Raw genomic sequence first — 18,214 nt, forward strand, 5'->3', positions numbered from 1 at the left:
TGCTTAGTCGGTACTCACTGACCATCCCACGGTGGCTCATTGCGTTGAAGAAGCAACGCTCAAGAGCGGGAAACCACACCACTCACAGGGACGTAACCCTGGTGGCCGCGGTTTACGCGACCGTCAGTGAGGGTTCCGAAGTGGCACAGTACGCCTACGCGGCCACTGCTCCCGCTGAGGCGCGCCTGATCTTCTTCGCCGGCGCCTTTCCGTTGGACCTCGATGGCATCACTGTTGGTGTTGAAGACTATGCAGCGCAGGCCGGCAAGGCGATGGAGAACCTCGCGTTAGCCCTGAAGGCGGCGGGAGCCCAACTCGAGAACGTGTTGAGCACGCGGGTTCTCGTCGCGTCTTCCAATCAGAGCGACCTAGTTGAGGCGTGGACGGTCATTCGTGAGGCTTTCGGTGAGCATGACGTGCCGAGCACGCTCATGGGCGTCACCGCTCTGGGCTACACGAATCAGCTCGTCGAAATCGAAGCAGTCGCGGCCGTAATCGACTGAGAAAGTCGGCAGCCCACACAACGTTCCGAATGGCTGTACCCCGGAGACTTCGGAACTTCGGCGAGTTTGCGCCGAATCTGCGTCCGTCGAGGTCTGGTTAATTACCGCCGTCCACGAGCTTGAGACCGACAATGCACCCCACGAGCCCGAGGATGAGCAAGACCTTAACGAGCGAAGCCGGCTCGGCGCCAAAGACCATCGCGTACAGCACGGTGAGCGCCGCGCCAATTCCGACCCAAACGGCATACGCCGTGCCAGTTGGGATGTCTCGCATTGCGAGGGCAAGGCCGCCCATGCTGATCAGGAGCGCCCCCACGAATACGACCGATGGCCACAACTTCGTGAGGCCATCGGACTTCCCCAGGGACGTGGCCCAGACGGCTTCCAGAACGCCGGACACAACAAGCACGATCCATGACATGACAACCACTCCTGTGGCCAGTCTTGTCGCGTGCCGGGTACTGATCCCTCGTCCGGAGCCACATTTCGCGGCCTGCAATGAGGCTATCGCGGTCGCCTGTGCAGGTGCTTGGCACGAGGACGGGACAGCCCGGATGCACGGCCCACGGAATCACGCGGACCGGCTCGGTCCGTTCGCAAGCGGGGCCGCGCGGGCGGCGATCTGATCCCCAAGAGATGGTGGCCTTGATCATCCGAACAATTTTCCCCGAGCCCGACCACCGGTGAGGGTTCCCCAGTGACAAGGCATCGGCGCGCGTCGTCGCGGGGTTACTTGGCGCCAGATCTGTCGCGGTGGCCGTCCCCCTTGGGGGCCGGTCGCCTGCGAGGAGCAGCACGCCCACATGGTACCGTTCGGGGAACGACTGAGTCGGGGTGCAATGGTCGATGCAAGAATTCGATGGGGTGCGCTGCTTTGCGCGGCCGCGCTGGCGCTTACTTGAGCGGATGCGCGCTCATGGTTCGCTTCTTCCGCAGCACAACGGCAATCGCTCCCCCGATGACGAGCAGGCCACCAACCGCGCCAAGTAGTCCAAGCGGCACGCTGGTCGACAGATACGCACCACCTGCGATCACGAATGCGACGCCGACCAAGGCCAGGAGACCCTGGACGACTAATGTTTCGCGCATGAGCGAGCTCCTGAATCGTGCGGTCGAGGTGCATATGAGTGACAGCCTCGCACAGGCTCATGCCGCCGGGCAGCGATTCCCCGAAGACGTTCCGCAATGAGCCTTGATTTGTGACGGTCTTGAGGGCCGACTTTGACAGCATTCCGGTCAGATGCGACCCAGAAGTTCTGCCCGTTTCGCTTCAAAATCCGCTTCGGAAAGTAGCCCTTCATCGCGCAACTTGGCAAGTCGCTGAATCTCTTCGACGGGATCAGACGACGGGGTCAGGGGGCGGTGATCGCTTCGTCGCGATAGCCGAATCCCGAGAGCGATGACAGCGATCACGACGAGCGCGCCGATGACGAGCACTCCGAGGATGACAAGCACATGCAAACCGCACAGACCAAATAGCATCAATCCCCCTTGGACAGCATCGCGCTGACCTGAACCTGAGGCTAGCGCTTCCTCGCTGTTCGCGCAGAAGGTTCCCCTGCCAGCCCTGGGCGCGAGCACCAAGGCAGTCCCCGGTTCACGACAACGGTGCGTTAAGAGACGCCCGATCTGCGGGCCGACGGATTACTCGGTGAACAGAACGCTGGCAGATAGTTTGTAAACATGACAGAACATCGACGCCCCACGTTCCCGGTGGAGATATACCGGAATGAGCAGGGCCACCCGATTGATTATGGAAATCGATGGGGAGGAGCGTCTCCACCAGGAGACTCGTACTCCCGCGTTAGTAATCCGCAGCGATTCGCGCCGACGCACAAAGTCGCCGACGCTCTCATCGAATGGCTGCAGACCACCTTCGACGTCGCCATGGACCAAACCCCGAACGTGGCTGACGATCTTCTCCTCCTGCCAAATGACGTTCTTCGCGCACTGCGGGTCGTGCCTCGCGACCCGACAGCGGCCCCGCTGACATTTGTCCTCACGCGGTTCCCAGGCGTCTACCTTCACGCGGGTTTGCTCCACGACTTCCACTTCCCCGCGTGCGGCTGTGATGCCTGTGACGACGATGTCCTGAGTCTGGCGGAGGAGCTCGAATGGACCGTGCGCACTGTCGTGTCAGGCGGTTATTCTGAACGATTCGGTCCCGGGCGGGGCGACTGGATTGAATGTCGGCTCGAGGAGCCAGGGGTCGGGATGCGATCCGGGCGCAGCCCGACCGTGGATCTGCCCGAGGACCGGGTCAAGTCCGCACGAACCGCGCTTCCGCCTGCAGGACAGTGGTCCCCCTGGCCGTTACTTCCGAAGGGCGAAGCCGACGCTATCATCTGATCGCCCGAGCCTGCTGTGCCGGTGAGCGTTGGACTACACGATTCTGAAAGCGGGAATGATCTACGGCCGCGGCGACCACCTCGTCGATCACCTCAGCCGCACAATCCAGACGATCCCGATCTTCGCCTCTGTTGGACTTCGGGAGAAGTCGATCAGCCCCGTCCCGGTTGGTGAGCTTGTTGACATTCTGGTCGCTGCGCTCGACGCTCGCATGACAGATCAAACCGTCGCCGTCCGCGGCGGCGAGACCCTGCTGCTGAGCCAAGCCGCTCGTCGAGTTGCCCGAGTTCTCAACCGCCGCCTGGTCATCGTATGTTTGCCAGTCGCGTTCCACTATGTCCTGGCGCAGTTCACAGAATGGGCGATGACGGTGCCGCTTCTGGCGAAAGCCCAAGCGAGAATGCTGGCCGAAGGCGTCACGGACGCTGCTCTTCCGGCTGCGGAGCTACCGGACGATCTCCGTCCACATCTCGCCTTCAACGACGCACAAATCCGCGACGCGTTGCCCGATTCGGACGGCTTCAGCTGGAGCGATCTGCGAATCAGTGGCTCGCGTTCGCGACGTCGCGGACACGTGCACGAGCGAGGCTCCGGTCAAGAGCCCGTTGGACGCGGTGAAGGACGTGACGCATGACCAGCCCTGAGCTTCGCGACTGGCCTTCGAGCGAAGGGGGATACCGTCGCTCGGAGGTATCGGCGGTCGTGGGACGTGGTGACTCTGTCTGGGAGCGCGTCGCCCGGGACGTACTCCGATGGCGGGTGAAAACGGCGAGCGGGTTTGCGGTCGACTCGACCAGCCCGGTTTCGCAGGGCGATCGCGTCGTCGTCACCGCACGTCTACTCAAGGTGACCGTCGTTGAGCCGGTGGAAGTCGTGGCCGTCGTCAAGGAGTTCGACCGGGTCGGCTTCGCGTACCGGACCATGCCGGGGCACCCCGTCAGCGGCGAAGAAGCGTTCATCGTGCACCGACGCGGCGACGAGGTGCGTCTAATCGTGCGCTCACTCACGCGCCCCGCGCCACAACAGCCCTAGCGAGCCCTCTACCCGTTGCTGCTCATCGCCCAACGCATCGCGCGCAGACGCTACCTGCGCTCACTTCGCTGAGCTGAACGCCCATCAGCGCTGGCGATGGACACGCTTTGAACCTCTGTCGGAGCGAAATCGCGGATGTCCGCTTGGGGTTAGCATGTCCCAATGGCTGGCGCTGTAGGGTCTGAGCATGTGGCTTGGGGAAGAATTCTGGGGTGAGCAAGGACGCATAGCCAGGATCCAAGCGGGTCCGTGGGCCGGTCGTTACGCCTATATCTATCCGGAACACAAGGACGACTGGTGGGTCATGGTGATTGACCCTTCTCCCAAACCAGACGCCCCGGGGGACAACTACATTGACGACGGCAGTTACCTCGAAGAACTGGCGCGTGAATGGGAATTCGAGTGGGTGCCCCTTGGAGTCGAAGAGGAGAGACTTGAACGAGAGCACTTTGGTTGGCGGCCACTGCTGAGCGCCGAAGCCGTGGCACGGAAACGACGCTCACGAAAGCAACGTTTCCTTTCGTGGATTCACGGCAGATAACGGCACCGCCTACAGCTGCGTCGCTCGTCCCCGATGACCTTGCGGCGGCCCTGCTCAAGGATCCTTCCGCGGCGCTCCGAACCCGAGCCGCCACGGCGAAGTTCTGCGGAGCGCCAACTAGCGATCCTGGTCGGGACCAGGCCGTGCCTTATATCCGAGAACCGACCGATTCCGACCGCTAGCCTCGCTGTCCCAGGGGCCACGGACAGACAGAGCGATAAGAGCAAGACCGACCGGAATCAGGAACCAGGAATACGGACTTGCTGATCGAAGAAGCACCTGAAAAACAAAAGAGAAGATCGACATAGCGCCGAAGGAGAAGAACACTCGTGTGACCCACCAAGGGAACAACCCTCGTTCATTTCGCATGACCTCACCCTACGCACCCGTCAATGGCCAATCCGAAGGGGGGCTCACGGAATGACTGCGAAGGATTGCTTTTGAGGGTTCCCTTGTGAAACGAGGAGCGGGGCCGGCCCTGACTCTGCGACTGGGCCCAAGTCCGTGTCGCTCATGGTCCCGCTTGCGGGCACTCGCTGAATGCCCTGAAACAATCGGGCGGAAGGTCCTGCTCGGACCGGGTTTCGCCGTGATCGACAGCTTCGGAGATCAGTCCACTGAACCACTGGCGGACTACTGTTGCAGCTATGAGTCCACGTGTCAGGCAAACATTGTTGCTAATCGTTGGGATAGTCGGGTGCGTTCTCATTGTTGCCGACCTTGTTCGCCTGATTCTCAATCCTTCGAACGTGGACGTATACATCAATCTGTTCATTGGCGTATGTCTGGTCATCGCGGGTTTCGGAAGCGTTCGTGTGCTTCGACGACAGGACCGAAAGCGCGAGTCGAATAAATAGCGAACCGTTTCGCATCGAGCTTGGATACATCAAATTGGGCGGAAGGAATGCAACTCTCACGTCAGTCGGGGTCGGCGCGTTGACGCCCGCCGCGGGTTCGGCCTATGACACAGTCTGATTAGAATTAGACCTTTGAAGTTCCTTCGACCAATCGGCGTCGGAGCTCGTGGCTAGCACGGAACGTCTGAGGGCGCTGAACCATCGATTCGATGGGCGATGATCGCGGCGTGGGACCGCTTACCCGGATCGGTTCGGGTATTCACCGCCTGAACGTGAAACCCTGCGGCCTCGAGCTGCGTGCTCATCTCACCGATAGGCCAGAAGTACGCTGTCGTAACGGCGTGCGGAAACGGCTCGACGGTGTCGCCCGCGAAGAAGCCGAGGAGGAGGCTGCCTCCAGGGGCAATACAGCGGGCGAACTCGCGCAGAACTGCTGGCAAGTCACCTGGGGCAAGGTGGATTACGGAGTACCACGCAAGAATTGCAGCTGCGTATCCGTCTCGGACCTCGAGATCTTCCAGTGACGCGACTCGGAACGGGACCGTCGGAAATCTTTTTCTCGCTTGCCCGATGAACGCCTGAACTTGATCGATACCCTCTGCATTGACACCACGCTTCTTGAGGAAATTGGTCCAATGTCCAGGACCGCACCCCGCGTCGATGACCGCGCCCCGCAGGTCGCGCGCCCACTGGGCGACAAGCCGCCGATCCGATTCGTGCGTGTTAGCCATCGATCCGAGCAGCGCCGTGTATTCCTCCGCCCGACCGGCGTATGCATCCAGAACCGCATTGCCAGTCATGGGACCGAGTCTAGGAGAAGCCCGGTAGACGTTTCCCCTTGCGGGCGACCGCGGCATCGCAGCGTGATTGCCACCGGCGACGATGATCGTCTACAGGTCCTGCGCTCAGAGCGAATCCGGCACCGACTCATCTCAGCTGTGCGATTGACTGACGCCATGACACGCACACTTATTCTCGGAGGAACCGCCTGGCTGGGTCGAGAGATAGCCGAGCAGTTGGCGGTTCAAGGCCAGGATGTGACGTGCCTTGCGCGCGGTGAATCTGGAGAAGTCCCACCCGGCGTGACGCTTGTCCGCTCCGACCGGCGATCATCTGGCGCCTACGACCTTGTCTCTAGTGAAGCCTGGGACGAAATCATTGAGCTCAGCTATGACGCGGACCTCGTCGCCGGAGCGCTCGAGGCTTTGGCGCGCAGCACGGCGCATTGGACCCTGGTCTCCTCCGTCTCCGTGTATGCGAGCAATGCTGAACCGGGTGCCGACGAGGATGCCATCCTGGTCGAGCCATCCGACCTCGACGGTTACGCGCACGCGAAAGTCGCCGCCGAACGCGCCACGGCGGAGGCGGTGGGTAATCGTCTTCTTATTGCGAGACCGGGCCTGATCGCGGGGCCGGGCGACAGGAGCGACCGGTTCAGCTATTGGGTATCCAGGCTTGCCGCTGCTCCCGAGGAAGCCGTTCTCGTGCCGAATGCCGAGGATCGGTACGTGCAGTTCATCGATGTTCGGGACCTTGCCGGATGGCTCATCAGTGCGGGACTGCGCGGCCTGACCGGCATCTACAACGCCGTCGGGAGCGAATATGAACTCTCCACGGTTCTGCTGGCCGCCGCCCGGGTCGCCGGCCATACGGGCGAACTCATCGCGGCCGAGGACGACTGGCTGACCGCGCACAGAGTCAATTACTGGGCTGGCCCCCGGTCCCTGCCGCTGTGGCTTCCCCACAGCGACTCCGCCTTCGCCCGGCGCAGCCGCAGCCGCTATGTCGCAGCGGGCGGAACCGAGCGAACCCTGCAGGACACGCTCGAGGACGTGCTGGCGGACGAACGGGCCCGTGGACTCGACCGGGAACGTCGATCCGGCCTCACCCAGCAAGAACAGCGCATTCTCCTCACCGAGATCGGCGCGTAAAAATCCGCGACGCAGAACTATCCAATCTCGCTCCAAGACGCCACGGTTAGGAATCCCGCAGAGGGTTCCCTTCGGACACTTTCAGGGCGCGCTTGGCTACCGGTCGGACTTGCCGCAAATCTGTCGCGTTGGTCGTCCGTCTATCGGGCAAGATTATCGGCCGCCGAATATCGCAGAAATAGCAGACCAAGAGCTATCGCCAGGATCGTTTCTCAGCCGCGCACCCGGGTGCCGAGCTGACTATTCTTTCGCTATGGCGCAAAAACTGAAGTCAGAGGCAGCGGCGAAGCTGTTCCTAGCGCTTGGCATCGTCGGCATCCTTCTCGTCGTAGCCAGCGTTGTGCTCATCGTGTTGGCTCCGAGCATGCCCGCCCCGTATTTCACAACCGTCGCTGGCGCCTGCATCATCCTTGCTGGATTCCTGGGCTGGCGAGCTCTCCGGAGGGCCAGCTCACCGAAATAGGAACAACAGTGCCCATTTCAGGTTCCGCTGAGGGCTCGGCTCGCAACTAGTCTCCTCGCGCAGTGGTGTCTGGTGGTTTCTCAGTTGAACGATCCGTGGTCATCGTTTCGAGCCACCGTGGGATGGTTAGCACGGGTGAGGCGCCTCACTCCTGGATTGGCGAAGAAACGATGGAACCATCGGACGCTCTGCGGACACTTCATAGTATGAGCGCAAATGAGTGACGACGAGGTGTACTGGAGCAAGGCCGCGGCCGGCGAAGGCGATGCTTTTGGGGTGATCTTCGATCGCCACAGGGCCCGGCTCTATCGCTACTCGCGCGGTCTGGCGCCGTCGTTCACGGATGCCGACGATGTCGTCGCTGTCACGTTCCTCGAGGCGTGGCGGAAACGCGATGCTGTTCGTTTCGTCGACGGGTCGATGCTCCCCTGGCTACTACGCACGGCCACGTTCACGGCCGGCAACCTCACCAGGGCCACCCGGCGCTATCGTGCCGCATTGAACAGGCTCCCGACCGATGACCATCATCCGGATCACGCCGACGCCGTAGGCGACGGCGATGCCCTCACAGCGTTGCGGCAACTGTCGACCCTGGATCAGCAGGTGATCACGCTCTGCGTTATCGAAGGCCTCACCATCGATGAGAGTGCCCGGGTTCTCGGTGTCAGAGCGGGCACGGTCAAGTCACGTCTATCGCGTGCGAAGACTCGGCTCTGTGACCAGTTCGAACCGCATACCGCATTTCGCCCAGAAGGAGCGACCGATGTCCACTGAACCGAACCAGTCCCTCCGCGATCAGGAACTCCGGCGAATGCTGGTCGCAACCTCGACCGCGGAGTCCGTGCGCCCTCGACGACGCAGCGCAGTCATGGCGTCTATCGCCGTGTTCGTCCTGGCTGGCGCTCTCACCGGAGGCGCCGTGTCTGCCATCGCTTTGAGTGCGGACGATCGGCCAGCCACCGTCAGCATCGACGAGATGAAAAACCTTGTCGTATACGACGACGCCCAGTTGTATGGCACGCCGTTCGTGCTGAGCGGTCAAGGCACTACTACGATCCAACTCGGCGAGGCTCCTGAGGGCGCCAAGCAGATTGCTGTTGCGTTCCATTGCGACGATGCAGGTACCTTTCGTATTCTTGTCGACGGTGAGTTGCAGGGCGAGAGTAGATGCTCCGAGGAAGACACCGCCTCTACAAATGGAGGGGGCTATCACTCAATCACCGGGGACGGTGAACATACCCTGACGATTGCCACGGCTCGCTCCAATCGCTTCGTCGTCTGGACATCGTGGGCCAATCGCGCCACCACGCCTGAGCCCTCCGCGGCCCAGAACGCCGCGCTCTCCGATGGCGTCGTCACGGAAACCGAGTACCGGGATGGCTTCGCCCGCTATGACGGATGCATGATCAACGCCGGCTCTCCGCTCGTGGGAGTCGATCAAAGCGGGACAATAATCAAGTACGCAACCACCGGCGACTCTGTGACCTCTGGAGTGGAGGGTCGCTGCTACGCGCTGGAATTCACCCTGCTGGACAGCGCCTGGCAGATCCAGAACGAAGATACGTCAGAGACGGCCAATCGCATCGGCGCATGCCTCACAGCGCGCGGCATCACACCAGAACCGACAATGGCAGGCAAGAACCGCCAACTCAACGCAATCCCGCTCACCGTCGAAAAGTGCCTTACCGGCCCTTGAGAGTTCACTCCGGCCTAGGGCTCGCCTTCAACTGAGTATTTGAGGCTCTGAGCACCACCCAATCGTGTGGTTGAGCACCGCCGTTCGTGCGGGAGAGCACCAGTGGTGGTGTGGCTCAGCACCACTGGTGCTCCCGGTCATGGATTACGTGGTGGCGAGGGCCGTGTGTTCCCTCATGTTGTAAGTCCCGGTCTCGACCCAGACCGTGTTGTGGATGATGCGGTCCATGATGGCGTCGGCGTGGACGCCGGAACCGAGGCGCTGGTGCCAGTCCTTCTGCTGATACTGGGTGCAGAACACCGTCGAACTCTCCCCGTAGCGGCGTTCCATCAGCTCCAGCATCGTCCGCATCGACTCCGACGGCTTGTCGAGCAGCCACTCGTCAATGACCAGCAAAGTGAATGAGGCATACTTGCGCAAGAACTTTCCTGCCCCGCCGGTGGTGTCTTGGGCGGCGACCCAGGATTCCTCAAGGTCGGGCATCCGGACGTAGTGGGCTCGGATGCGTTGTTCGCACGCGCGTTTGGCAATCGCGCAGCCCAGATACGACTTCCCCGATCCGGTGAACCCCTGGAAGACGACGTTCTGCTGCCGGGTCACGAACGAACAGGTGCCGAGCTGGGCCAGCAGCGGCCTGTTGAGGCCGCGCTCGTCCAGCAGGTCGATGCGGCGCAGATCCGCGTTCGGATAACGCAGCCCCGCCCGCCGGATCAGGCCTGCGACCTTGGAATGGGTGAATGTCGAGTAGGCGTCGTCGACGACCAACCTGACCCGCTCTTCGAAGGTCAGACTGATGCTGAGCGTTTCGTCTTGGGTGTCGATCGCCTCGAGCAGTTCGCCGGCGTTCATCTCGCGGAGCTTGCGTTTGGTTTCCCCGTCCAGCCGGCTCACCGGGTCCCTCCGGCGTAGTAGGCGCTGCCGCGAACATATCCGCTGTCATCACCTTCGGGCTCGTCGGGGACGTGTCCGGTTTTGTCTTGCCCGGTATCGAGGATCGGCCGCAAATGCGCATAGCGCGGGGACCGGACCGGGCCCCGCAGCGCGAGTTGGCAAGCGGCTTCAACTCGGGCCGGGGAAAACCGGCGCGACAGGCGTAACACCGCCAATGCCGCGTCGAAGCCGGCCTCGTCGATGAAGACGGTCTCGAAGATCTTCCCGATGACCACCGTCGTCGCCGGCCCCATCCGCGCCGCCCATTCCTCGATCCGGGTCCGGTCCCAGGCCTGGAAGCTGCGCCCCTCAGGAAGGTCAGCCTCGTTCGTTTGATACTGGTTCGTTGTGCTCGCCGGCAGCAGCAGGTGGCAGGTCAAGCGTTCGTCAGCCCGATAGACCTCGAGCATCGTGTCCGTGACGCGCAGGTCGACCAGGGCGCCGATGTGACTGAAAGGGACGGAGTAGAAGTTCCTCGCCCAGACCACATGGGCGTTCTTATTCACCTTGCGCTTGTAGGACCAGGTGCTGATCTCGAACGGTGCCGCCGGCAGCGGCTGCATTAATGGCAGTTCCTCCGTGGTGAACACGCTCAACCGGGACCCGTCCCGCTTCTGGAACGGTTGCCGGTTGTAGGCATCGATCTGCTCCCGGATCCGTCCCCGCAGTTGCGCCAGGGACGTGAAGGCCTCGTGTCTCAAACCGGCGATGACCCAGGTGGCGACATGGGAGACGGTGTTCTCGACGCTCGCCTTGTCTTTTGGTGCCCGGACTCGGCCCGGCAGCACCGCGGCCGAGTAGTGCGCCGCCATCTCCCGGTAGGCATCGTTGAGAACAACCTCGCCCTCGCGGGGGTGGGAGATCACCCCGGTCTTCAAGTTGTCCGGCACCAGGCGCGGGACGCTGCCGCCGAAGAACGCGAACATCGCCGCGTGGGCGCGCAGCCAAGACTCCTGCCGCATATCCAAGGCCGCCTCCACGAACGCATACCGACTGAAGGGCAAGCACGCGACGAACAAATACACAGTCGAAACCTCACCCGTCGTCGGATCCACCAGTTGCATCGTGGGCCCAGACCAGTCGACCTCGATGCTGCGGCCGGCCTTGTGTCCAACTCGCGACGTCGCACCCGTCACAGCAGCGTAGTCGCCATAAAGGCGACAGAACCGGTCATAGCTCATCCTTGCCTGACCCGCCCCCGTCGACGCGTCGACGTATTCCTGGTGCAGCAGCTTCAACGTCACCCCGACCCGCGCCAGCTCGGTGTGCACCCGAACCCAGTCCGGCTGCGCGAAGACACTCTCATGGACACCGCGGCCGGGGAACAACGCCGCATAGACCTCGGCCTCGGGCAGCTTCGCGAAGTCATCCCAGCCAAGTCCCCGCTGTTCTGCCGCATCGAGCACCGCTTGGATACTGTGCCGAGATATCCCCTGAGCGGACTCGATCGCTCGTCGCGACAAACCCTGATTACGCAGCTGCAAAATCAGCTTCGCTTTGATCTTCCGTACCATTACCGGTACTCCTTCCACCATGTGGCGCTCACATGGTGGAAGGAGCTTTTCAAGTGGTGCTCAACCACGCCGATCGTGGTGCTGAACGATGCGAATCAGGCATCTGAACAGTGGTGCTCAACCGCACCTCGGGTGGTGCCCATAGAACCGAATATTCATTCCAGAGCGCGTTCGACCAATACGGCACCCCCAAGTNAACGCGTCTCTCCAACAAAGACGCGTTGAAGGTTCCCGTGCGGGTAGGTCCTGAGCGGGAGTGGGAGGATCGAATGGTGCGACGTCTTTCCAGTCTCGAGGACCACTTCCGGATCACCGAGATCGAGCGAGCCGCCGGAGAGTCGTTCCGCAACATCAACATGGCGATAGTCGCCGATGATCAACCGATCAGCAGGCAGGATTTCCAGCGCTTCGTCACGCACCATGGAGCGTTTGTGTGGCTCGTCGACGGTATAATCGTCGCCTACATGCTTCTGGAGCAGGTGGACGGAGCTGCCCATATTGAGCAAGTCACGGTCCACCCGGAGCATGCACGTCGGGGAATCGGAGCGCAACTGATTGTCGTGGCTGACTCTTGGGCACGTGAACGCGGACTCCCCGCTGTGACGCTGACCACATTCCGAGACGTTCCGTGGAACGCGCCATACTATGAGCGCCTCGGCTTCCGTGTTTTCTTGCCACGTGACTGGGGCTCGGCTATGGGCGCTCGAATGGAGACAGAAGCCGCGCGAGGGCTGGAATCCTGGCCGCGCCTGGCGATGATCCGACCCATGAGCAAACTCGGAACAGCCGAAGCTGACGTTCACGAATAATCGCCCGCAAGGCATTCCCGTTGCAGGACTTGGTCTCCGTGCAACGGGAACGTCGATAGCTGCGTTCAGCGTTTTGGTGCCAACTGTCGTTGGATGGTTCGGTAGACCGTCGAGCGGGCGACGTTGAAGAGTTCGGCGATTTCTGCGGTGGAGGGCGTTCCAGCATCGTGAATTTCCATCAGGTGCCGTTGCTGTGCGTTTGAGAGCTTGGGTGGTTTTCCGCGCAGTCGCCCTTTCGCTTTCGCTACCTGCATGCCTTCCCGGGTTCGGGCTCGGATGAGATCTGACTCGAACTCGGCAACCATTGCGAGCACATTGAAGAGGAGCCGCCCGACAGGATCGTTGGGATCGTGAACAGATCCTCCGATGCTGAGTTTCACATCCTTGGCGGTGAGCTCGTCGATGATGTCTTTGGCGTCTCGAAGGGAACGCGCCAGCCGGTCGAGCTTGGCAACGACTAGCGTGTCACCGCCGCGGCACGCGGCGAGAGCCTCTCGAAGGCCGGGGCGAGCACGGTTGGTGCCGGTCAGGCCGTGATCTGTGTAGATCAGAGCTGGCCTGACTCCGAGCCGTTCAAGGGCGTTCTGTTGAGCGGTCAGGTCTTGTTCGTTTGTGGATACGCGTGCGTAGCCAATCAATAATTCATTCATGAAGGGCAGATTGATCGCTGCGCCCGAATTGCTCAAGAACCGCGTCGATAGCCGTCCGTCTATCGGACACCCGGAAGATCTAGGTCCAGCACATACGTCTGCGACGGACGTCCCAACAGAGAATGCGGGTACGGCTCTCCCAGCGGTCGCCAGCGGTTCTTCTCGTAGAGGTGCACGGCACCGTGATGATCGGCAAGAACGTGAAGGACAGAGCGCTCATGGCCATGCCCAGCAAGCTCGGCTGTTGCTCCAGTAAGAAGTGCGCCGCCGAGCCCGCGCCCCTGAGCGCCAGAAGCGACAGCGAGCAGACCGATGACAGGCGAGTCGGGTGGATCACTGGCCAGACCCGAGCCCGGTTTCGTTGCGAGTACAAACCCGACGAGCCCAGCGGCTGCGTCCTCGGCCACGATCCAACATTCTGAATTGTCGAACTTCAGTCGAGCTCGCTCGGCCACTCCATCGACCGCTTCACCATCCCGAGCAACGCACGCCGCGACCCAAAGCGAAACGCAAGCCGCCGCATCCTCTGCAGTGCCACTTCGGAACACGAAATCGTTCTCCCCCCACGGATTCTCCATGTATCGAGTTTCCCACCCGCTTCGATGAACGTTCCCCAAGGGAATGGGGTGGTCCCCTGTCCCCATTGCTGATGGGCCTCGCCGCGCACACGCGAGAAGGCTTGTCACAATCACTTGACGCAAACTGCAACCTCCTTGTATCGTCAAGTCGACACAAGGAGGACATGTGGAGAACATTGGGATTGCCGAGATGTCATTAGGCCTGGTCGGTCTCTTGTTCGTCCTAACGGTGGCGTTCGCCGGCGTGGCGATGGCTGGACGGCGCGGACAGCCTCGCCCGCTCGTGCGTGCGCGGCGTGTGAGCGCGCTGCGGTCCGCTGTTGCGGTTTCAACGGCTCTCGCGGTTTTCGCTGTGGCAATCCTGGTACATATTGCCAATCCGGTTCTTGAGCTGGTTCCGTTCTTCCTCGGACCACTCGCGGCGGCCGCGGCCGGCCTCATCGCGTTCACGTTAATGCCCGCACCAACGATCGATGACGCACTTCGACGGCGGAGTAGTAGCGTCAAGCCGCGTACCCTGAGCAACTATTCGTCGTCAGGTCAACGGACGAGGTTCGGGGTCATCGTCGGAACAACGGTCCTGGCGGCCGTAGCCGCAGGGTTGTTGTCGAAAGCCGCGCCGGATGGTCGGTCTCTCTGCACCGCCCTATTTCCGGCCGAGTGCAAAGCGGGCGGGCCGTACCTCTTCCCCGGGTGGATGTTTGCGCTCCCGGTGCTGGTACTCACTGGCGTTCTGGTTCTCGCCACTGTTCAGGCTCTGCGGCGCGTTATTGATGCCCCGGCCACTGCCTGGGCGGAACTGAGCGACGCTGACGCAGCCCTGCGTCGAAGCGGCGTCCGGCTGGTCTTTCGCGTCGCGAGCGCACCGTTGGCACTCACCCTCGGCCTTCTACTCGGAATGGCATCCCTGCCGCTGGTCAACGCGCCCAGTCTGGAGACGGGCCTCGACGTGAACGCGGCCGCGACGTTGCACACGATCGGAATGGTTCTGTTTGGGGCTGCAGCCGTAGCCCTCGTCTACGGCCTCTCGCTCGCCTTTCTCGCCGTCATCGGGGCGATGAAACTGCCTCGTACGGCCTTCGCTGGTCCGCGGTCGGAACTCGCGGGATGATCACCGTCGACGCGGATGATCCGACGCCGCCCTTCGAACAAATCCGAGCCGCTCTAGTAGCGGAAATTACCTCGGGCAGACTCGCGGGCGGTCACAGATTGCCCACCGTACGCCAACTCGCCGGCGACCTACACGTGGCAGTTGGAACGGCGGCGCGCGCATACCGCGAGCTCGAAGAGGCCGGTCTCGTCGAAACTCGACGCTCCCAAGGAACCCTCGTCCGCCTAGACCAGATCGAAGCGTTCGACCTCGACCAAGCAACGGCCGAACTCGTAAGAACAATTCCCCGCGACAAAGTAGCCCTCGCAGAAGTCCTCAAAGCAGTCGAAACCGCCTGGAACCTCGCCAACAGTGATTGAACGTCCCGCAAAGAATCCTGGGCACCCATCGCTCTGAAGAATCAGATCCAGACCGTCCCGATAAAGGTTCCCAAGTGACACAGCATCGGCGCACTCGGCCGCGGGCCGATTGGCCCCAGATCTGTCGCGCTAGCCTTCCGCCTATTGGACGCCCGTGCTCGCGGCGGTGAGCGGTGAGAACACGGGATCACGGAGGATCCGCGCCAAGGTGACTTTCCCGAGAGCGCTCATTCCTGGATTGCTCTCCCGGTAGTACCAAACGAGGCCCATCGCTTGCAGGAACGCCCACGCGGCTCCCCGCCACCACTCAAGGTCATTGCACGCTAGCTCGCTGCGGAGGAGCGATCGTCTTGCGTCATCCAACATGTGCCACCCGGCGACAAGATCAAGTGACGGGTCACTTGGAGCGAAGCCCCCGCCATCCAAGACACCTGCCAGGCGGTCTCCCTCGACAAGGAGATTGCCGGGAATCAAATCGCCGTGCGTCATCATCGCGGGGCCGGCAGACGGCAAGTCCCGAAACTCCGCCCACAGGATGCGGAGCCGATCGACAGGAAGCAACCCATCACTTGCTCCGAAACAGACTTCCATCCACTCGTCGGAGTCCTGAAGGGCTCCACCGCGACCGGAGCCCGCAAACTGTCGTCCGTTCGTTGCGGCGGCGCGAAGCGAATCTATGAGGTCCGCGAGGTCATGAGCGAACTTGTCGGAGTCCGCTAAGCCTTTGGGTGTTGCAGTGGTCCCGGGCAGCCACGTTTGCACAGACCACGGCAGGGGATAGCCGTAACCTGGTTTGCCCACGGCAACGGGAACCGGTGTCGGGACCGGACAACACGCGGCCAACTCCCTCATCGCTACGGTTTCCCGGGCGAGCTCCCTGCTCACATCGGCTGGTTCCGCGGAGCGGAGCGGGAATCGTGCAGTGAGGTCAGCTCCAATTCGAAAGATGGCGTTCACCGTGCCGGCCGTCACGATGCGACGGACGCGTTCAAGGCGCCATTCAGAGAAGTGGTCGGCTATCAGCCGACGAGCAACTTGCTCGTCAATATGCAACTCATCATCGTGCATAGCCATGAAGGTCAGGCTAGCTGATTCGGACGACAGTCCCATTGAGGGTTCCCCTACCGAACAGCATCGGCGCGGCCGCTGTCCTTCACCCAGGTTACAGATTCGGACGTTGTCGTCCGGGCCACCCGGTTGCATACCGCGAGGCCGAGCGGGGCGTGTCCGAGGGCTGCGGTATTGGTCATCTTCGCGAGTTCGGCGCCCGTGATGATAGCGAGTTCGCCGTTACCGTCGAACCCGGCATGGTGGGCGATCGCATCGGCGGTGTGAGAGAGTTCGCCGGCGCAGCCGTGCGCGATCCTTACCCCCAACGCGCACGCCGCCGGCAGCAATCACATATACGCTGCTTGGGGCAGGTGCTGGCGGGCGTAGCTGCCGTCAACGCGACGATGGCGGGGGTCCTGGTCGGGCGGCTCCGTTCAGGCGTGTTGGTCAGCGACGGGTTCTGGTTGAACGGACCAGTCGGCGGGTGCATCGTCGGTGTCGGAGTCGGCGATCGCCTTGGTCTGGTGAACTTTGCCCGGCTTGTGGTGTTGGGGCGCGTAGACGGTATAGACCTGCATGGGCTCATCTCCGATGTTCGTCACGTTGTGCCAGCTGCCAGCCGGAACGATGACGCACCACCCGTCGGTTACCTCTTGGTCGAAGGTCAGTTCGTTCTTGCTTGGTCCCATCTGGGCGCGGCCACGGCCGCGGTCGAGTCGAATGAACTGGTCGGTGTCAGGGTGCTTTTCTAGTCCGATGACCCCGTTGACCGGGATCGACATGAGGGTGACCTGCAGGTAGGTGCCACTCCAAGCCACGGTGCGGTAGTTCGGGTTCTTGAGGGTCTCGGTCTCCAGATCGAATGCTTGAGGACGGGGACCGGTGTCTTCGATGGTCATGGTTTCATCGTAGCTTTGCCCGGATCGGATCATAAGGCTTCCCGCGGTTCGATCCTCCTGAGACCATGCTCGCGGATTTGTCGCGCTGTCCGTCCGGTTTGCGGGCAGTGTGACCCGTCGTGTCACGGGCTGGACACGATGAGATTGTCGTCGAGGGTGCTGCCACGGCGGTCATGTCCTGTTCCGGCGATAATGCGCGCAATGATCAGCATCACAAGCAAGATCGCCATAAGGGCGGGGAACATATTTCCAATCAGCCACAGCGCTCCGTTCCATGGTGGAAACACGCTTGGGTCGAAGCCCCCGGTTTGTTCAGATCGTGCGCCGAGGTAGTCGCTCTGCACGTCGACGAAGACGGCAATCACGATGGCTACAGCCAGCGAAACCGCCGAGACCACGATCGCCGCTGTGAGCATCACTTTCAACAACGGTGCGGTTCGATAGTCACGGTTGGCCTCTGGCATGAAGCTGACAGTAGCAGTGGCTGTTCCCTTCGGACCTAACATCGGCCCGCTCAACTTGGGTGGAATTTCCCCAGCCCTGTCGCGCTTGCCGTCCCTCCTACGGCGTTCGCCTAACCGGTTGAACGGACTTGTCCGGATGTATTGCCAAGTCCGGATACGCAGAATTACCCCGAAGTCGCATCGGGCGGTGCAAAAGGTTTTGCCGAGGCGTCCCGTACACACGCAGGCCCGGTGGTCAACGTTGTCTGGCGGCATCACATGGCTGCGGTTCAGCTATTCAGCTGACTCGAGCCATGTGTTTACGGCGTCTCGTGCGGCGGCGGGCCGTTCATGGAACAGGAAGTGGCCGGCGCCCTCGATGATGGTGAATGTGGCTGCCGGCATTGCGGCGGCTGTCTCTTCGGCGGCGGCGAGGGGAATGAGGCGATCTGCGGCCCCATGGATGATCATCGTTGGGCACGTTATCGACGGCAGCATC

Annotated in this window: 24 protein-coding genes and 1 riboswitch; of the genes, 12 read left to right on the plus strand and 12 right to left on the minus strand. The window is 61.9% G+C overall.

Features of this window, described 5'->3' with window-relative positions; genetic code table 11:
• Window positions 1-101 precede the first annotated feature (101 nt).
• The gene (locus E3O50_RS18605) at window positions 102-503 is read left to right on the plus strand and encodes a RidA family protein (protein WP_198413589.1); all 402 of its coding nucleotides are present in this window, start codon (window positions 102-104) and stop codon (window positions 501-503) included.
• A 97-nt stretch (window positions 504-600) separates the two neighbouring features.
• Here the strand turns inward: E3O50_RS18605 and E3O50_RS18610 are convergent, their stop codons facing one another.
• The 3 genes from E3O50_RS18610 to E3O50_RS18620 all read right to left on the minus strand — a co-directional run bounded on the left by E3O50_RS18610 (window position 601) and on the right by E3O50_RS18620 (window position 1,985).
• Window positions 601-924 carry a multidrug efflux SMR transporter gene (locus tag E3O50_RS18610; RefSeq protein ID WP_134558279.1) on the minus strand — a complete coding sequence of 108 codons (324 nt, stop codon included), beginning with the start codon at window positions 922-924 and terminating at the stop codon, window positions 601-603.
• A gap of 12 nt (window positions 925-936) precedes the next feature.
• Window positions 937-1,000, minus strand: a riboswitch (guanidine-III (ykkC-III) riboswitch).
• Between the two features lie 397 nt (window positions 1,001-1,397).
• Window positions 1,398-1,592, minus strand: coding sequence for a hypothetical protein (locus E3O50_RS18615; RefSeq protein WP_134558280.1), 195 nt, complete (start codon window positions 1,590-1,592; stop codon window positions 1,398-1,400).
• A 147-nt stretch (window positions 1,593-1,739) separates the two neighbouring features.
• The gene (locus E3O50_RS18620; protein WP_198413590.1) at window positions 1,740-1,985 is read right to left on the minus strand and encodes an SHOCT domain-containing protein; all 246 of its coding nucleotides are present in this window, start codon (window positions 1,983-1,985) and stop codon (window positions 1,740-1,742) included.
• A gap of 895 nt (window positions 1,986-2,880) precedes the next feature.
• Here E3O50_RS18620 and E3O50_RS18625 point away from each other — a divergent pair.
• From E3O50_RS18625 to E3O50_RS18635, 3 genes are all read left to right on the plus strand, one after another.
• Window positions 2,881-3,486 carry a hypothetical protein gene (locus tag E3O50_RS18625; RefSeq protein ID WP_134558281.1) on the plus strand — a complete coding sequence of 202 codons (606 nt, stop codon included), beginning with the start codon at window positions 2,881-2,883 and terminating at the stop codon, window positions 3,484-3,486.
• Window positions 3,483-3,884 (plus strand): DUF1990 family protein, encoded by a 402-nt coding sequence (locus E3O50_RS18630; protein ID WP_241975235.1) that lies wholly within the window; start codon window positions 3,483-3,485, stop codon window positions 3,882-3,884. Before E3O50_RS18625 ends, E3O50_RS18630 begins: the two co-directional genes overlap by 4 nt.
• Before the next feature lie 187 nt (window positions 3,885-4,071).
• Window positions 4,072-4,425: a hypothetical protein gene (locus E3O50_RS18635; RefSeq protein WP_134558282.1), complete on the plus strand. Its 354-nt coding sequence runs from the start codon at window positions 4,072-4,074 to the stop codon at window positions 4,423-4,425.
• Window positions 4,426-5,452: 1,027 nt separating this feature from the next.
• On the opposite strand, the gene E3O50_RS18640 is transcribed toward E3O50_RS18635, so the two are convergent.
• Window positions 5,453-6,082 (minus strand): class I SAM-dependent methyltransferase, encoded by a 630-nt coding sequence (locus E3O50_RS18640; RefSeq protein ID WP_134558283.1) that lies wholly within the window; start codon window positions 6,080-6,082, stop codon window positions 5,453-5,455.
• Between the two features lie 144 nt (window positions 6,083-6,226).
• On the opposite strand from E3O50_RS18640, the gene E3O50_RS18645 reads away from it, so the two are divergent.
• The 4 genes from E3O50_RS18645 (at window position 6,227) to E3O50_RS18660 (ending at window position 9,372) form a co-directional block, all read left to right on the plus strand.
• On the plus strand, window positions 6,227-7,213 hold the full coding sequence (locus tag E3O50_RS18645; protein ID WP_347233256.1) for an NAD-dependent epimerase/dehydratase family protein: 987 nt from the start codon (window positions 6,227-6,229) through the stop codon (window positions 7,211-7,213).
• Window positions 7,214-7,466: 253 nt separating this feature from the next.
• Window positions 7,467-7,676, plus strand: coding sequence for a hypothetical protein (locus tag E3O50_RS18650; RefSeq protein WP_134558284.1), 210 nt, complete (start codon window positions 7,467-7,469; stop codon window positions 7,674-7,676).
• 216 nt (window positions 7,677-7,892) lie between these two features.
• Window positions 7,893-8,450 (plus strand): RNA polymerase sigma factor, encoded by a 558-nt coding sequence (locus E3O50_RS18655; protein WP_134558285.1) that lies wholly within the window; start codon window positions 7,893-7,895, stop codon window positions 8,448-8,450.
• Window positions 8,440-9,372: a hypothetical protein gene (locus E3O50_RS18660; protein ID WP_134558286.1), complete on the plus strand. Its 933-nt coding sequence runs from the start codon at window positions 8,440-8,442 to the stop codon at window positions 9,370-9,372. The genes E3O50_RS18655 and E3O50_RS18660 overlap by 11 nt, the downstream gene beginning before the upstream one ends.
• Window positions 9,373-9,516: 144 nt before the next feature.
• Here E3O50_RS18660 and E3O50_RS18665 read toward each other — a convergent pair whose 3' ends face one another.
• Window positions 9,517-10,263, minus strand: a complete 747-nt coding sequence (locus E3O50_RS18665; protein WP_134558287.1) for an ATP-binding protein — start codon at window positions 10,261-10,263, stop codon at window positions 9,517-9,519.
• Window positions 10,260-11,816, minus strand: coding sequence for an IS21 family transposase (istA, locus tag E3O50_RS18670; RefSeq protein WP_134558288.1), 1,557 nt, complete (start codon window positions 11,814-11,816; stop codon window positions 10,260-10,262). The genes E3O50_RS18665 and istA overlap by 4 nt, the downstream gene beginning before the upstream one ends.
• A 110-nt stretch (window positions 11,817-11,926) precedes the next feature.
• Between istA and E3O50_RS18675 the strand changes: the two genes are divergently transcribed.
• Window positions 11,927-12,625 (plus strand): GNAT family N-acetyltransferase, encoded by a 699-nt coding sequence (locus E3O50_RS18675; protein ID WP_241980947.1) that lies wholly within the window; start codon window positions 11,927-11,929, stop codon window positions 12,623-12,625.
• 65 nt (window positions 12,626-12,690) lie between these two features.
• Here the strand turns inward: E3O50_RS18675 and E3O50_RS18680 are convergent, their stop codons facing one another.
• A complete protein-coding gene (locus E3O50_RS18680; protein WP_134558300.1) occupies window positions 12,691-13,275 on the minus strand; it encodes a recombinase family protein in 585 nt (194 codons plus the stop codon).
• Between the two features lie 182 nt (window positions 13,276-13,457).
• Between E3O50_RS18680 and E3O50_RS19765 the strand changes: the two genes are divergently transcribed.
• The 3 genes from E3O50_RS19765 to E3O50_RS18695 all read left to right on the plus strand — a co-directional run bounded on the left by E3O50_RS19765 (window position 13,458) and on the right by E3O50_RS18695 (window position 15,323).
• Window positions 13,458-13,697, plus strand: a complete 240-nt coding sequence (locus E3O50_RS19765; RefSeq protein WP_241975237.1) for a hypothetical protein — start codon at window positions 13,458-13,460, stop codon at window positions 13,695-13,697.
• 322 nt (window positions 13,698-14,019) lie between these two features.
• Entirely contained in the window at window positions 14,020-14,964 is a 945-nt protein-coding gene (locus E3O50_RS19295; protein ID WP_166790591.1) for a hypothetical protein, read from the plus strand.
• Entirely contained in the window at window positions 14,961-15,323 is a 363-nt protein-coding gene (locus E3O50_RS18695) for a GntR family transcriptional regulator (RefSeq protein ID WP_134558291.1), read from the plus strand. The genes E3O50_RS19295 and E3O50_RS18695 overlap by 4 nt, the downstream gene beginning before the upstream one ends.
• 141 nt (window positions 15,324-15,464) lie before the next feature.
• Here the strand turns inward: E3O50_RS18695 and E3O50_RS18700 are convergent, their stop codons facing one another.
• From E3O50_RS18700 to E3O50_RS18720, 5 genes are all read right to left on the minus strand, one after another.
• The gene (locus tag E3O50_RS18700) at window positions 15,465-16,397 is read right to left on the minus strand and encodes a phosphotransferase (protein ID WP_134558292.1); all 933 of its coding nucleotides are present in this window, start codon (window positions 16,395-16,397) and stop codon (window positions 15,465-15,467) included.
• A 47-nt stretch (window positions 16,398-16,444) separates the two neighbouring features.
• Window positions 16,445-16,720 (minus strand): hypothetical protein, encoded by a 276-nt coding sequence (locus E3O50_RS18705; protein ID WP_134564591.1) that lies wholly within the window; start codon window positions 16,718-16,720, stop codon window positions 16,445-16,447.
• An 87-nt stretch (window positions 16,721-16,807) separates the two neighbouring features.
• The gene (locus E3O50_RS18710; protein WP_134558294.1) at window positions 16,808-17,272 is read right to left on the minus strand and encodes a cupin domain-containing protein; all 465 of its coding nucleotides are present in this window, start codon (window positions 17,270-17,272) and stop codon (window positions 16,808-16,810) included.
• A gap of 122 nt (window positions 17,273-17,394) precedes the next feature.
• A complete protein-coding gene (locus tag E3O50_RS18715; RefSeq protein ID WP_134558295.1) occupies window positions 17,395-17,736 on the minus strand; it encodes a hypothetical protein in 342 nt (113 codons plus the stop codon).
• A gap of 273 nt (window positions 17,737-18,009) precedes the next feature.
• Window positions 18,010-18,214 (minus strand): alpha/beta hydrolase (locus E3O50_RS18720; protein WP_134558296.1); only part of this gene is annotated, 205 nt, incomplete at its 5' end.

This window comes from Cryobacterium sp. MDB1-18-1 (assembly GCF_004402735.1).
In the GTDB taxonomy this organism is placed as follows: Bacteria; Actinomycetota; Actinomycetes; order Actinomycetales; family Microbacteriaceae; genus Cryobacterium; species Cryobacterium glucosi.